This is a genomic window from Tistrella mobilis (assembly GCF_041468085.1).
GTDB classification, from domain to species: Bacteria; Pseudomonadota; Alphaproteobacteria; order Tistrellales; family Tistrellaceae; genus Tistrella; species Tistrella mobilis_A.
The window spans coordinates 4,791,539-4,805,688 of sequence record NZ_CP121017.1 but is presented as its reverse complement, the minus strand read 5'-3'; the positions used below and the strand labels follow the sequence as shown (position 1 = coordinate 4,805,688).

Here is a 14,150-nt window from a genome sequence, read left to right as displayed (position 1 = left end):
GCCGCTCGGCACCCTGGGCGATGCGCTGGCGGCCGCCCAGCGCAAGGACCGCTGACCGGAGATCGCCAGATGACCACTCCCCATCGTCGTTTCACCGAAGACCGCCTCGTCATCGCCAGCCACAACAAGGGCAAGGTGATCGAGATCCGCGAGCTGCTGGAGCCCTTCGGCGTGGATGTGGTCTCGGCCGGTGACCTCGGACTGCCCGAGCCCGAAGAGACCGGCCTGACCTTCATCGAGAATGCGGTGCTCAAGGCGCGGGCTGCCGCCGAGGCCTCCGGTCTGCCGGCCCTCGCCGACGACAGCGGCATGACGGTCGAGGCTCTGGACGGGGCGCCCGGCATCTATTCCGCGCGCTGGGCCGGCCCGTCCAAGGATTTCGCCGTGGCGATCGAACTGGTCCGCACCCGGATGGGCGACGATCCCAACCGCCGGGGTGCCTTCGTCTGCGCTCTGGCGCTGGCCTGGCCGGATGGCGCAGTAGAGACCTTCGAAGGCATCATTCAGGGACATCTGGAATTCCCGCCGCGCGGCAGCAACGGCTTCGGCTACGACCCGATCTTCGTGCCCGAAGGCGACAGCCGCACTTTCGGCGAGTTCGAGCCGGCGGAGAAGCATGCGATCAGCCATCGGGCCATCGCCTTCCGCCAGCTGGTCCGCGCCTGTTTCGAGCCTGACTGAACGCCGGGATGACGACTGCCGCAACCGAACCGCTCGCGCTCTACGTCCACTGGCCGTTCTGCGTCTCCAAATGCCCCTATTGCGACTTCAACAGCCATGTGCGGGAGAAGATCGACGGCGCGCGCTGGGAACGCGCCCTGCTGACCGAACTGGAAGACGAAGCCCGACGCCTGGGGCCGCGCCCCCTGGGATCGATCTTCTTCGGCGGCGGCACGCCCTCGCTGATGGATCCGGCAACCACTGCACGGATCATCGACCGGGCCTGCGCCCTGTTCCCGGCGGAAATCATGCCGGAGATCAGCCTGGAGGCCAACCCGACCACGGTCGAAGCCGCCAAGCTGAAGGATTTCCGCGCGGCCGGCGTCGAGCGGCTGTCGATCGGTGTCCAGGCGCTGGACGAGACCGCGCTGAAGGCGCTGGGGCGGGCGCATGACCTGGCAGAGGCGCTGGATGCGATCGGACATGCGCGGGAGATCTTCCCGCGCATGTCCTTCGACCTGATCTATGCCCGGCCGGGCCAGACCATGGCCGCCTGGATGGCAGAGCTTGACCGCGCGGTCGGGCTGGCTGCCGATCATCTGTCGCTCTATCAGCTGACCATCGAGCCCGGCACCGCTTTCCACACCCGTCATGCCCGTGGCGAACTGATTCTGCCCGAGGATGACGAAGCGGCCGACCTTTACGAGGCCACGACCGCGCGGCTCGCTGCCGCGGGGTTGCCGGCCTATGAGGTATCGAACCACGCCCGGCCGGGTTTCGAATGCCGCCACAATCTCGCCTACTGGACCTATGCCGACTATGCCGGCATCGGTCCCGGTGCCCATGGCCGCGTGCCGACCGGTCCGGGCGGCCGGCGCGAAGCCACACGGCGGGCCCGTGCGCCCGAGACCTGGCTCGACCTGGTCGATACCCATGGTCACGGCCGCGATGAGGCCGTGGTGGTAGGGCAGGCACGGGCTGCGGAAGAGGCGCTGATGATGGGGCTTCGGCTCGATGCCGGCATCGAACCCGTGGTCTTCGAGCGCCGCACCGGCGTGGCATTGCGCGATGCGGTGGACGCCACCCGCCTTGCCCAGGCGGTGGAGGGCGGTTTCGTCGCCGACCGCACCGACCGGCTGGTGGCAACGCCCGCCGGCCGGCTGGTGCTGGGGGCGCTGACCGCCCATCTGCTCGCCGATGATCTGGACGAGCGTTTTCCCGAGAGCTGACGGCGCGCCGTCAGCGCACCGGTGGTACCGAACCGGCCGGCGTGGTGCCGGTAAGTCCCTGCGGTGCCGCGCCGCTTGCAGCACCGGTCGCCGGCGCGCCAGTCGTCGCAGCGGCGGCGGGAGCGACGCCTGACCCAGGATTGGCACCGCTGGCCGGGGCGGCACCGGTGGTGGGCGGTACGCTCGACGCCGCCGGCTGGGTGGGAGCTGCGAGCGGGTTGGAGCGGATTGCGCCTTCCCCCGGCCGTGCACCGGCAGTGAACCGCTGGGCCGCCGGATCGAGCAGCTCGCCGCCGGCTGCCGTCACCTGATAGATGGCGAGCGCATGCTCGGCCGCCCCTTTCTGATCGAAACGGAACAGGCCGTTCACGCCGGCAAATCCGTCCGGATTGTCGAGTTCGCGGGCGAGCTGGCCTTTGCGGCCGAGCACCGCGGCAAGAGCGGTCGCATCGTAAGAAAGCCCTGCCAACGCAGGCGGCTGGGCACCGAACAGCGCGCTGAAACGGCGCACGAAGCCGTCCCAGGCACCGCGGTCGGGGGCTGCATACCAGGCGCCCTGCAGGTTCTGATCGCGACCGACCGGCTGGTCCATCCAGAGGGCCGTGCCCAGAATCTGCGCCTCGCCGGCATCGATGCCGTAATAGGGCAACAGGCTGGCGATGCCGCGCAGCCGCTCGCCGGTCTCTGCCAGCAGCAGGCTGTCGAAGGGCGGGGTCTGCTGCCCGCCGGACAGGCGCCGGACGGCATCCTGGGCATCGGATCCGGGATCGGAATAGCGGACGATATCGACCAGCTCCGCTCCGGTGCGGGACACCGCCTTGCGGTAGCTCTCGGCCAGCCGGTCGCCATAAGCGCCATAGGGCAGCAGGGCGGCAAAGCGGCTCTTGCCCTGCTGGACGGCGTAATCAACCACCCGTTCGACCTGCACCTCGGGCGCAAGGCCGATCAGATGAACACCCGGGCGCAGCGCCGAGGTATCGTTCGAGAAGGCGACCACAGGCACCTGGCGAGGGGCCGCGACCTCGGCCACGGCCGGCACGTTGCGGCCGTAGATCGGGCCGAGAAGCACGGTCGCGGCCTGGTTCTCGACCAGATCGCGGGCGGCAGCGGCGGTCTGCTGGGGTTCCGCCCCGCTGTCGCGGGGCAGCAGCACCACATCGTCGGCCTTCACATCCGAGAGCGCGAGCGTGGCGGCATCGATCATGGCCTGGCCGAAACCGGCCTGGGGGCCGGTCATCGGCACCAGCAGGCCGACGCGCAGTGCGCCCGGCGGCAGGTCGAGCGGGCTTTCCGGCACTGCCGGCTTCGGCGGCTCCTGGGGCAGAACCTGCACCGGCTGCTGGGGCTGCTGCGGCTGCACTTGTGCCGGAGGCGCCGGCGGCTCTACCCTCTGGCTCTGACAGGCGGCAAGCACGAGCATCGCCGCAAGAGGCAAGAGACGCAATGACGACGCGCGCGAGCGACGAAGCAGGCGGTGGAGCGGGCCGGGTTCAGCCGGACGGACACGGGACCGGTCAGTTTTCACGGGATCGGATCTCATCGGATGTCGTTGCGGCAGAGGCCGGCCCGGCGGACTGCGGAAGCGGCCACGGCCCGGACTGCGGCGACCAGGGTGGCGATCAGAGTAATGGCAGCCCCGGCCCGAGACAACACACGGACGACCCCGAGGGTGAGGCAGGCCTGCCGTCACGGCCCGGCCGGCGGATCGATCCGGGGCTTTATGCCGTGGCAACCCCGATCGGCAATCTGGGTGACATGACCCCGCGCGCCCTGGATGTGCTGGGCCAGGCAGACCTGGTGCTGTGCGAGGATACCCGCACCACCGGCCGGCTGCTGGGTCATTGGGGTGTCAGGGCGAAGCTCGCCCCGTATCACGAGCACAATGCCGCCCGGATGCGACCCGAGGTGCTGCGCCGGCTGGAGGCGGGGGAACGGATTGCACTCGTCTCGGATGCCGGGACGCCGCTGGTGTCGGATCCCGGCTACAAGCTGGTGCGCGACGCGGCAGGTGCCGGCCACCAGGTCCGGGCGGTGCCCGGCGCCTCGGCCCTGACCGCCGCACTCTCGATCGCGGGGCTGCCCACCGACCGGGTGCTGTTCCTGGGGTTTCCGCCGGCAAAGGCCGGGGAACGGCGACGTGCCTTTGCCGGCCTTGCCCACGAGCCGGCGACGCTGGTGTTCTATGAAAGCCCCAACCGCATCGCCCGCACCCTTGCCGAACTGGTCGAGGCCCTGGGGCCGCGCCAGGCGGCGGTTGCGCGGGAACTCACCAAGCTTTTCGAGGAAGTCGTCCGCGGCCCGCTCCCTGAGCTTGCGGCTCGCTTCGAGGCGACACCCCCGCGGGGCGAGATCGTGCTGCTGGTCGAGGGCCATCGGACGCCGGCGCGGGAAAGCGAGGCCGGGGACGACAGCCTGCCCGCCGGTGGCGCTCTTGATTCGGCCGCGGTGGAAAAGCTGATGCCGCCGCTGGTCAAGGCGATGGGCGCCAATCGGGCGGCGAAGCTGCTGGCGGAGCTGACCGGCGCACCGCGAAAGACCTTCTATGCCCGCGCTGCCGCGCTGACCGGCGATGACGGTGAGGGAGACGAGAGGTGAGCGGCCCCCGTGCCGCCCGTGGCCGGTCGTCGGAACGTGCCGGCCGGCGGGCGGAGGCGCTGGCGGCACTTCGCCTGCGTCTCACCGGCTGGCGGATCCTGGCCCGGCGGCTGAAGACACCCGCAGGCGAGATCGATATCCTGGCCCGGCGCGGGCGGATGCTCGCCGTCGTCGAGGTCAAGCGCCGCCCGGATCGGGCAACCGCCGGCGAGGCGGTGCTGCCGGCCCAACGCCACCGTCTGGCCCGCGCCGCCGACTGGGTGCTGGCGCGCGGCGAGGCGCTGGGGGCCGGCGGTGTCGAAGGCCTGCGCTTCGATCTGATCTGGGTCGACCGGCTGGGCCTGCCGCACCATCTGCCCGATGCCTGGCGCCCTGACGGATCCTGACCGCGCACACCGCATGGCGCAGCGCCCGCAGGCGGTGCTAGGATGCGCCAGCCGTTCAACTTCTGACGTCACCCCCGACGACCGAGCCCATGACCGAGCTTCTTTCCCGGACCACTCATCTCCGTCGCCTGGCCCTGCCGCTGGTCGCGATTGCCCTGGCCGGCCTGCTTCAGGCCTGTGCCGCTGCCGTGGCCACCGGCGGTGCCACGGCCGTCTCGGCCGCCGCGGATGAACGCGGCGTCGGCGGCGTGGTGTCGGATGCCGATATCCGCGCCGGCATCGCCCGGCGTTACTTCGAGCGCCAGGTCGACGAGCTTTACCGCCCGGTGCACATCCAGGTCAATCAGGGCCGGGTGCTGCTGACCGGCCGGGTGGCCACCCAGACCTGGAAGTCCGAGGCGGTGAGCATCGCGCGGGGCGTTCCGGGCGTCACGCAGGTGATGGACGAGATCCGCGTGGTGGGGGAGGGCGATCTCGGCGACTACGCACGTGACACCTGGCTCACCACAAAGGTCCGGGCCGCCCTTCTGGCCGACAAGACGGTCAATTCCTTCAACTACAACATCGAGGTCTCTGGCGCCGTGGTCTATCTGATCGGGCTTGCGGCCAGCGATGCGGAACATGCCCGCGCCGTGGAGATCGCCCGCGGCATTTCAGGGGTCAAACGGGTGGTGTCCTATGTCGAGGTCAAGCGGCCGGGGGCCGGGGCATGAGCGCGGGCGCCCCGTCGGAGCGGGCGGCCATCGCCCGCAGACTGGAAGCCGTCGGCCGGCTGGACGACGAGGCGATCCCGATCGCGGAAACAGCCCTGCTGCTCTCGGCACTCGACCATCCGACAGCCGATCTCGCAAAGGCGCGGGCACTGCTGGAAGAGATATCCCTGGCCGCCGAGACCGAGGCCATGGCCCGCGGGCTGAAGACCGGGGTCGATGCCGCCGATGCCGATGACGGCGCCCGCGACCGGGCGGTGCTGATCGCAGATATCCTTCACGGCCGCTACGGTTTCGACGGCGACGACGAGACCTATGACCACGACGACAATGCGAGCCTGGCCCGGGTGCTGGAACGCCGCCGCGGCCTGCCGGTGGCCCTGGGCGTGCTGGCCATGCATCTGGGCGAAACGCTGGGCTGGCCGGTCGTGGGGGTCAATTTTCCCGCCCATTTCCTGATCCGGGTGGAAGGCGGCATGGACCGGGTGCTGGTCGATCCTTTCGACCGTGGCCGGGTGGTGGAAACCTCGGATCTTCGCGCACTGCTGAAGCAGGTGGCGGGCGACACCGCCGAGCTGGAACCCGAGCATTATCGGGCGGTGGACCGGCGGGCGGTGCTGCTGCGCCTGCAGAACAATCTGAAAATCCGCGCCGCCGGCCGAGGCGAGCTGGACCGCGCCCGCGACGTGCTGGCGCGCATGCTGCTGATCGCCCCCACCGACTGGGCGCTGTGGTACGAGCTGGGGCTGATGCGCGCCCGGCTGGGCGAACAGCTGGGCGCCGTGCAGGCTCTGGAGGTCTTCGCCGCCAACACCACTGCCGAAGAACCCCGCCGGCGGGCCCTCACCCTGGTCGAACGGCTGCGCGCCGAACTGAACTGAGCCGGGACGGGATCCGCAATAGAGTGGGATCAGGATCGCCCGGTCTTCCGCCGCCCCCGGATCCACCCCATATCGGCCGCCACAGGCTTCATCCGCGCTGAGGAGTTCCCGTCCCATGAGCCTCGCCGTCGCGGTCCAGATGGACCCGATCCAGTCGATCGACATCAATGCCGACAGCACATTCGCCCTGATGCTGGAGGCCGAGCGTCGCGGGCACAGCCTGTTCTATTACCTGCCCCGCGATCTGGCGCTGCGCGACGGCAAGGTCACCGCCCGCGGCCACGAGGTCACCGTGCGCCGCATGGCCGGCGACCATTTCCGCCTGGGAGCCCTGGAGCTGCGCGACCTGACCACCATGGACGTCGTGCTGCTCCGCCAGGATCCGCCCTTCGACATGGCGTACATCACCACCACCCATATCCTGGAGCACGTTCATCCCCGGACCCTGGTGGTGAACGACCCGCATTCGGTGCGCAATGCCCCCGAAAAGCTGCTGGTGACCCATTATCCCGAACTGGCACCGCCGACCCTGATCACGGCCGATGTCCAGGCCCTGCGCGATTTCCGGGCCGAGCACCGCGACATCATCCTGAAGCCGCTCTACGGCAATGGCGGTGCGGCCGTGTTCCGCATCCGCCCGGACGACGAGAACTTCAACAGCGCGATCGAGGTGTTCAGCCGGCTGGGCCGCGAGCCGATCATCGCCCAGCGCTATCTGTCCGACGTGCGCAAGGGCGACAAGCGCATCATCCTGGTCGATGGTGAGCCGCTGGGCGCCATCAACCGCGTGCCGGCCGAGGGAGAGGCCCGGTCGAACATGCATGTCGGCGGCCGCCCCGAGCCCACGGCACTCACCCCGCGCGAGCGCGAGATCTGCGAGGCGATCGGCCCGGAACTGCGCCGGCAGGGGCTGATCTTCGTCGGCATCGACGTGATCGGCGACTATCTGACCGAAATCAACGTCACCTCGCCCACGGGCCTGCAGGAGATCGAGCGCTTCGACGGCACCGATCTCGCCGCGGCGATCTGGGATGCCATCGAAGCGAAGCGCAGCTGAACCGGAACGGATACCCACCATGACCACCGACGAGATCGTGATCTGGCACAACCCGCGCTGCTCCAAATCGCGTGCAGCCCTTGAGCGGATCGAGGCTCGTGGCCTGACGCCACACGTGTTGCGCTATCTGGACACGCCACCTTCGGCCGAAGAGATCGCCCGCGTCGCCGCGGCGGTGGGCGGCGCCAGAGCACTGATCCGCAAGGCCGAACCGGAATACAAGGGGCTTGGCCTGGATGATCCGGCGAAGGACGATGCCGATCTCGTCGCCGCCATGGCCGCAACGCCGCGGCTGATCGAGCGCCCGGTTGTGCTACGCGGCAGCCGCGCCGTGATCGGCCGCCCGACCGAAGCCATCGACACCCTGCTCTGATCGCCTGAAATGCGGCTGCCGTCGCTCATCGGCGGTCGCATTACCTCTGGTCGAGTTCTCATCACGTGGCACAGGCCTTGCCGCCCATCTCGCATGGCGATTGATATGTAGCGCTCTCCTCACGAAATGTGCTTCAATCTGAGGTGGAAGTACGCCTGTACTCTGCCGACGGGAGGACGTGGATGGAGCTGCTGTATTCCGGCACGACCGTTTTGTGGGAAGCCGATGACCTGTGGGAGGATGATGGCGACGATCTGGCGCCGTCGTCGGGCGCACGGCGCGGGAAGGTCACGGAGGAGGTCTTCGCTACGGCGGTCGGCCGACGGATCCGCACCATCCGTCGTGCGCGCGGGCTCACCCAGCAACGCTGTGCCGCGGCGCTCGGCATCAGTTTCCAGCAGCTTCAGAAATACGAGAAGGGCCGTAACCGCATCGCCGCCAGCACGCTGGTGATGCTGGCAGACGTGCTGGAAGTGGCTCCCTCCGCCCTGCTCGACGACACCACCGACCCGATGACGGTCCCCCCGCGCCGCCGCACGCCTGATCGCAGCCCTCCGGAACCGCCACGTATCGAAGCGGTATCGCATCCGCTGGCCCGTCGGGCGATTGCCGATCTGATCCGGGCACTCACCGACCCCGATGCTCCGGCCCATCCGGATAAGCGCCCGCAGGGCGGGGACGGAGAGGAGCCGGACGAGGCCTGATCTCGCCCGACGTCATCCCTCCCACCCCGGGCCGATGGACGATATCAGTCCCTGAGCGCCGCCGCATGCCAGCGGAGATGGTCTTCCATGAAGCTGGCGATGAAGTAGTAGCTGTGGTCATAGCCGTCGCGCCGGTTGAGCGTCAGCGGCTGACCGGCGGCATTGCAGGCGGCTTCCAGCAGTTCGGGCTTCAGCTGGCTGGCGACGAACCCGTCGGCCATGCCCTGGTCGACCAGGATATGCGGGCAGCGAGCGCCGTCCTCGATCAGGGCGACGGCGTCATGGGCCCGCCAGCCGCTGCGATCGGGCCCCAGATAGCCGCCCAGCGCCTTTTCGCCCCAGGGGCAGTTCAACGGCGACACGATGGGCGCGAAGGCCGAGACCGACCGGAACCGGCCGGGATGGCGCAGCGCGATGGTCAGCGCACCATGGCCGCCCATGGAATGGCCCATGATGCCCTGGGCCTCCATATCGGCCGGGAAGGCCCCGGCGATCAGCTGCGGCAACTCGTCCGAAATGTAGGAGAACATCCGGTAGTTGCGCGCCCAGGGGGCTTCGGTGGCATCGACATAGAAGCCGGCCCCCAGGCCGAAATCCCAGGCGCCCTCGGGATCGTCGGGCACCGTCTCGCCGCCGTCGTCCACCCCGCGCGGGCTGGTATCGGGGGCGACCAGCATCAGCCCAAGCGCCGCAGCCATGCGCTGGGCACCGGCCTTGACGGTGAAGTTCTCTTCCGTGCAGGTCAGCCCCGACAGGAACCAGACCACCGGCACCGGCCCCTGCTCTGCCTGCGGCGGCACGAAGACCGAGAACCGCATGCGGGTGCGGGTCTCGGCCGATGCATGGGCGTAGATCCCCTGGGTACCGCCAAAACAGCGGCTGGTGGAGATCGTCTCCATGTTCTTCACGATCATCGGGTCAGTAGACCACAACCGAGCGGATCGACTTGCCTTCATGCATCAGATCGAAGCCGTGATTGATCTGATCCAGCGGCATGACATCGGTGATCAACTCGTCGATCCGGATCTTGCCCTGCATGTACCAGTCGACGATCTTCGGCACGTCGGTCCGCCCGCGGGCGCCACCGAAGGCCGAGCCGCGCCAGACCCGGCCGGTGACCAGCTGGAAGGGACGGGTGGAGATTTCCTGCCCCGCCTCGGCGACACCGATGATGATCGACTGGCCCCAGCCGCGATGGCAGCATTCCAGAGCCTGGCGCATCACGGTGGTGTTGCCGGTGCAGTCGAAGGAATAGTCGACGCCGCCGCCGGTGAGATCGGTGATCGCCTGCACGACCTTGTCGGCACCCACCTCCTTGGGGTTGATGAAGTGGGTCATGCCGAAAGCCTCGGCCATCGCCCGCTTGGCCGGGTTGATGTCGATGCCGATGATCCGGTCGGCGCCGACCATCTTCGCGCCCTGGATCACGTTGAGGCCGATGCCGCCCAGGCCGAAAACGGCCACATCGGCGCCCGCTTCCACCTTGGCGGTGTAGATCACCGCGCCGATACCGGTGGTGACGCCGCAGCCGATATAGCAGACCTTGTCGAAGGGGGCATCCTCACGGATCTTCGCGACCGCGATCTCGGGCATCACGGTGAAGTTGGAGAAGGTCGAGCAGCCCATATAGTGGTAGATCGGCTGACCGTTGAGCGAGAAACGGCTGGTGCCGTCGGGCATCAGACCCTTGCCCTGGGTGGCGCGGATCGCCGTGCACAGGTTCGACTTCTGCGACAGGCAGGTCTTGCACTGGCGGCATTCGGGCGTGTAGAGCGGGATCACATGATCACCCGGCTTGACCGAGGTGACGCCGGCGCCGACCTCGCGGACAATGCCCGCGCCCTCGTGCCCCAGAATGCTGGGGAACACGCCCTCGCTGTCCTTGCCCGACAGCGTATAGGCATCGGTATGGCAGATGCCGGTGGCCATGATCTCGACCAGAACCTCGCCCTCTTTCGGACCTTCCAGGTCGAGCTCGACGATCTCGAGCGGCGTGTTCGGCGCAAAAGCGACGGCGGCGCGGGTCTTCATCCGGTCTCTCCTCGGGCAGCTGCACGGGGCCCGCGCTGGCGGATTCCCCATGTGGCATGGTCAGGCCTACATTCTGAATTCGACGGCATCGAACCGCCAGTATTCATGGTCGATCTCGATGACATTCCCCACCTCGTCGACCTTGATCCGACGGATGTACACGCCCGGAGCACCCGGGGCCAGTGCCAGAACCTCAAGCACCTCCCCCGCCAGCCGCACGGGACGGACCAGAAGATTGCGCTGGCGGGGCCGGATCCCGAATTCCTGTTCCCAGACCTCGGTGGTGGATCTTCCGTGCCAGCGCGTGTCGGCAACCGGACCGAGACGAGGGTTGTAGAAAGTCTCTTCCACATAGACCTTCACCCCGTCGAGCGCGCCCCAGGCAAAGGTGCGCAGAAGCGGCGTGCCGGCCGGGATCCGCATCGCCCGCGCCTCCGGCCCGGGGGCTGGCACCATGTCGCGCTGAAGCGACTGCCAGCCGGGCTCCCGCCCCTGTTCGCGCGCGGCCCGGGCGAAGTTGACGTGGTTGACCGGGTCGAAGGCCAGGCGCGGCGGTGTGGCGAACCAGCCCCGGCGATCCAGCCGCATCACCCGCCCTTCGCCTTCCAGCGCCATCAGGGCGTGACGGACGAGATTGCGGTCCAGCAGGAGCTGGCGCGCCAGATCGCGTTCCGAGGGCAGCTTGTCACCCGGACACCAGCGGCCCTCGTCCAGACCTTCACTCAGATATGTCTTGGCCTTGAGATAGATGGGGTCGCGCAGGGTCATCCGATCGTCCATCCGGGGAAACCGGTTCAACCTAGCAGCAGCGGCGGACCTGCCGCCAGAGCCGAAGACAGGATCCTTTTCTGGGTTAAACCAGTCAGCCCTAGGCAGGCCATCCGCACAGGTGCAACATCATCCTGGTATGTCACTCGTCTTCCGATCCTCACGGCAGCCGCCGCCCCCGGAGTTCATCCCCATGCGCTTTCTGCTGATCGGCCTGGACGGCCTGCGCCCGGAACTCGTCACCCACGATCGCATGCCGGTGCTGACGGCGCTGCTGAAGCGGGGCACGGTGCTGGCACGCCATTCCGCCGCCTTCCCGACCGAGACCTATGTCAACCTGCCGACCCTGGTGACCGGCGCCCGGCCGTCGGGCCACGGCATGGTGGCGAACTTCTTCCTGGATCCCCGGGTGGATGCCCGCGAGCGCTTCGAGGGCTACGACATCGCCAAGATCGAGAAGGCGACTGCGGCCTATGACGGCCGGCTGTTCACGACCCCGACCCTGGGCGAGATTCTGGCGGCCAACGGCCGGCGGCTGAAGGTGTTGTCGGCCAATTCCGCCGGCAGCGTGCGGCTGAAGCAGCCGATGACCGGGCTGGATGCCCTGTGCCTGTCGGTCCACCAGCCCGAAAGTTCCTTCCCTGAGGCCGAGGTGCGGGCAATCCTGGACGAGGTGGGCCGGCCCGAGGCACCCAAGCAGTATCCGGACCTGGCCGGCACCCGCTGGATGACCGATGCCTTCCTGACGGTCATCACCCGAGACCTGCCGGATGTCACCATTCTGTGGTACGGCGAACCCGATAATGCCTACCACGTTTTCGGCATCGGATCCGAAACCTCGCTGGGCGCGATGCGGGCGGTGGATGATCAGATCGGCCGGGTGGCCGACTGGTGGGAAGCCGAGGGCCGGGCTGCCGGTGTGCAGCTGATTTTCGTGTCCGATCATGCACATGTTACCCAGACACGGCGCTTCGATCTGGCGGCTGCGCTGAGGTCGGCGGGGTTCAGGGTCGACCGGCACCTGGCCGACGGAGCCGATGTGGCCCTGATTCCGGGTTATTGCGGAAACATGCTGGTGCGTGATCGTTCCCCGGCGCTGGCGGCGAAAGTGGCGGCAGCGCTGATGGAGATGGACGAGATCGGCATGGTGTTTTCGGCCCCCGGCCGGGACGGGGTGGAAGGCCAGGCCCCGGGGACCTTCGACCGGCGGCTGGCGGGCATCGACCATGCCCGTGCAGCCGATCTGGTTTTCGTATTGCGGAACTTCGATACGCCGGATCAGTGGGGCCTGACGGGGACCTGTCTGCATGACAACGGGCTGGGCGACGGGGTGGGCATCCATGGCGGGCTGCACCCGAAGGAGATCCTGAGCCTGGGGGCGCTGGTCGGTGACTGCTTCCGGAGCGGGGCCAGGATCGAGACCGCGACCGGTACCGCCGACATCATGCCGACCATGCTGGCGATGATGGGGCTTGAACATACGATCGCACCCGATCCCCATGGCGGTCGCCCGGTGTGGGAAGCGATGACCCCACTTGACGGATCGGCTAGGAATATGGGCCAAAATAGCCGAATCGGCTATTTCTCAGACAGACATGCCGAACTGGCCGCCGAACCCGAGACGGTTCAGAGCCTGACCGTGGGCACCGGGCGGTTCGCCCAGCGGCTGGACCGCCGGCTGCGCGGCGGTCGGGCCCATATCGAGGCCGGGCGGCGGATCGGCTGACGCCGCATGTTGCCGCAGGGGCAGGGCTGGCGGGCGCGGCCGGGACACCCTATTCTCTTGGGCATGACACCCGTTCGCCCGATGCCCCTGTTTCTGCGCCGCCCCATCGCCCTGTTGCTGGCCCTGCTGGCCATGCCGGCGATCCTGACCGGCTGCATGGAGACCATGACGACCGAACCGCCGGCGGATGAGGAACGGATCCTGCCCAGCACCGACCCGATCATCGTCGAGGCGCCGATCACGGTCGAATCGCCGGTCGCGGTGCAGATGGTGGCCTGGCAGCCGGTGGTCTGGCCGCCCGGCAGCCGGCCACGGCCGGGCCCCGCCCCGGTGGACCAGGCATTGGACGCCGGCCTGGTACGGCGCTTCCAGACCATGGAGCGGTTGCGCGCCGCCGATCTGGTGACGGCCCGGCTGGCGGCGGAACGCCGGGCGACCAATCTGGGCGGGCTGCTGCCGCTGTCGCATACCCCGTCGGTCACCGTGGACCCGCTCGCCCAGGCACCCACCCCCGGCGAGACCCTGGCGCGCTTCGAGGCGCTGAAACAGATGGTCGCCGCGCGCGAGATGACCATCGAAGAGGCGCGGGCCGAACAGGCACGGATCATCGATGCCCTGTTGCCGCCCGCCCCGGCAGAAACGCTGCCCTACCCGAATGAAATGACCATGGAAGAACTGGACGCCCATGGCCGGCGGATCGACGGCTGGGTGCGCCAGGGGGTCATCACCGCCAATGAAGCCGCGGCAGAGCGCCGGCAGATCGACGAGATGCGCCGCCGTCTGGAGGCAATGCAGGCCGCCATGCAGGCGCCCCCGCCCGTTACATCGGATACGCCGCCCCCGGCAACCGAGGCCGTGGTACCGGTACCCCCGGCGCTTCCATCCCCCGGAGAGGTGCCGCCACCGCCGACGGCGCCGGCCACGCCGGTGGGACCGGTGCCGCCGTCGGGCCTGGCACCTTATCCAGACGAGACGGCGCCTGCAGACGCCCCGGGCAAACCGATCAACCTGCTGCCCGCAACCGGCTAGA

General features: G+C 68.7%; 15 protein-coding genes. 11 read left to right on the top strand and 4 right to left on the bottom strand.

The annotated features are described in order from the left end of the window. The first annotated feature begins 69 nt into the window (after positions 1–69). A complete protein-coding gene (gene rdgB / locus P7L68_RS27335) occupies positions 70–681 on the top strand; it encodes an RdgB/HAM1 family non-canonical purine NTP pyrophosphatase (protein ID WP_372003080.1) in 612 nt (203 codons plus the stop codon). A gap of 8 nt (positions 682–689) precedes the next feature. Next, a complete protein-coding gene (gene hemW, locus P7L68_RS27330) occupies positions 690–1,889 on the top strand; it encodes a radical SAM family heme chaperone HemW (protein ID WP_372003078.1) in 1,200 nt (399 codons plus the stop codon). Between the two features lie 10 nt (positions 1,890–1,899). Here the strand turns inward: hemW and P7L68_RS27325 are convergent, their stop codons facing one another. Continuing rightward, entirely contained in the window at positions 1,900–3,249 is a 1,350-nt protein-coding gene (locus P7L68_RS27325; protein WP_372003076.1) for a penicillin-binding protein activator, read from the bottom strand. 365 nt (positions 3,250–3,614) lie between these two features. Between P7L68_RS27325 and rsmI the strand changes: the two genes are divergently transcribed. From rsmI to P7L68_RS27290, 7 genes are all read left to right on the top strand, one after another. After that, entirely contained in the window at positions 3,615–4,484 is an 870-nt protein-coding gene (gene rsmI / locus P7L68_RS27320) for a 16S rRNA (cytidine(1402)-2'-O)-methyltransferase (RefSeq protein ID WP_372003074.1), read from the top strand. Further along, a complete protein-coding gene (locus P7L68_RS27315) occupies positions 4,481–4,870 on the top strand; it encodes a YraN family protein (protein WP_372003073.1) in 390 nt (129 codons plus the stop codon). Before rsmI ends, P7L68_RS27315 begins: the two co-directional genes overlap by 4 nt. A gap of 89 nt (positions 4,871–4,959) precedes the next feature. Then, positions 4,960–5,583 carry a BON domain-containing protein gene (locus P7L68_RS27310; RefSeq protein WP_372003071.1) on the top strand — a complete coding sequence of 208 codons (624 nt, stop codon included), beginning with the start codon at positions 4,960–4,962 and terminating at the stop codon, positions 5,581–5,583. Beyond that, positions 5,580–6,461: a SirB1 family protein gene (locus P7L68_RS27305; RefSeq protein WP_372003069.1), complete on the top strand. Its 882-nt coding sequence runs from the start codon at positions 5,580–5,582 to the stop codon at positions 6,459–6,461. Before P7L68_RS27310 ends, P7L68_RS27305 begins: the two co-directional genes overlap by 4 nt. Before the next feature lie 115 nt (positions 6,462–6,576). Further along, positions 6,577–7,518, top strand: a complete 942-nt coding sequence (gshB, locus tag P7L68_RS27300; RefSeq protein WP_372003067.1) for a glutathione synthase — start codon at positions 6,577–6,579, stop codon at positions 7,516–7,518. 19 nt (positions 7,519–7,537) lie between these two features. Beyond that, entirely contained in the window at positions 7,538–7,891 is a 354-nt protein-coding gene (gene arsC / locus P7L68_RS27295; RefSeq protein ID WP_372003065.1) for an arsenate reductase (glutaredoxin), read from the top strand. A 182-nt stretch (positions 7,892–8,073) separates the two neighbouring features. Further along, positions 8,074–8,595 carry a helix-turn-helix domain-containing protein gene (locus P7L68_RS27290; RefSeq protein ID WP_372003063.1) on the top strand — a complete coding sequence of 174 codons (522 nt, stop codon included), beginning with the start codon at positions 8,074–8,076 and terminating at the stop codon, positions 8,593–8,595. A gap of 44 nt (positions 8,596–8,639) precedes the next feature. On the opposite strand, the gene fghA is transcribed toward P7L68_RS27290, so the two are convergent. The 3 genes from fghA to P7L68_RS27275 all read right to left on the bottom strand — a co-directional run bounded on the left by fghA (position 8,640) and on the right by P7L68_RS27275 (position 11,394). Beyond that, on the bottom strand, positions 8,640–9,494 hold the full coding sequence (fghA, locus tag P7L68_RS27285) for an S-formylglutathione hydrolase (protein WP_372003061.1): 855 nt from the start codon (positions 9,492–9,494) through the stop codon (positions 8,640–8,642). A 19-nt stretch (positions 9,495–9,513) separates the two neighbouring features. Further along, positions 9,514–10,626, bottom strand: a complete 1,113-nt coding sequence (locus P7L68_RS27280; RefSeq protein WP_372003059.1) for an S-(hydroxymethyl)glutathione dehydrogenase/class III alcohol dehydrogenase — start codon at positions 10,624–10,626, stop codon at positions 9,514–9,516. Between the two features lie 66 nt (positions 10,627–10,692). After that, positions 10,693–11,394, bottom strand: a complete 702-nt coding sequence (locus P7L68_RS27275; RefSeq protein ID WP_372003057.1) for a GntR family transcriptional regulator — start codon at positions 11,392–11,394, stop codon at positions 10,693–10,695. Positions 11,395–11,587: 193 nt separating this feature from the next. Between P7L68_RS27275 and P7L68_RS27270 the strand changes: the two genes are divergently transcribed. Both P7L68_RS27270 and P7L68_RS27265 read left to right on the top strand, forming a co-directional pair. Next, positions 11,588–13,120 (top strand): alkaline phosphatase family protein, encoded by a 1,533-nt coding sequence (locus P7L68_RS27270; protein ID WP_372003055.1) that lies wholly within the window; start codon positions 11,588–11,590, stop codon positions 13,118–13,120. 81 nt (positions 13,121–13,201) lie between these two features. Continuing rightward, positions 13,202–14,149: a hypothetical protein gene (locus P7L68_RS27265; RefSeq protein ID WP_372003053.1), complete on the top strand. Its 948-nt coding sequence runs from the start codon at positions 13,202–13,204 to the stop codon at positions 14,147–14,149. The last annotated feature ends 1 nt before the right edge of the window (position 14,150 follow it).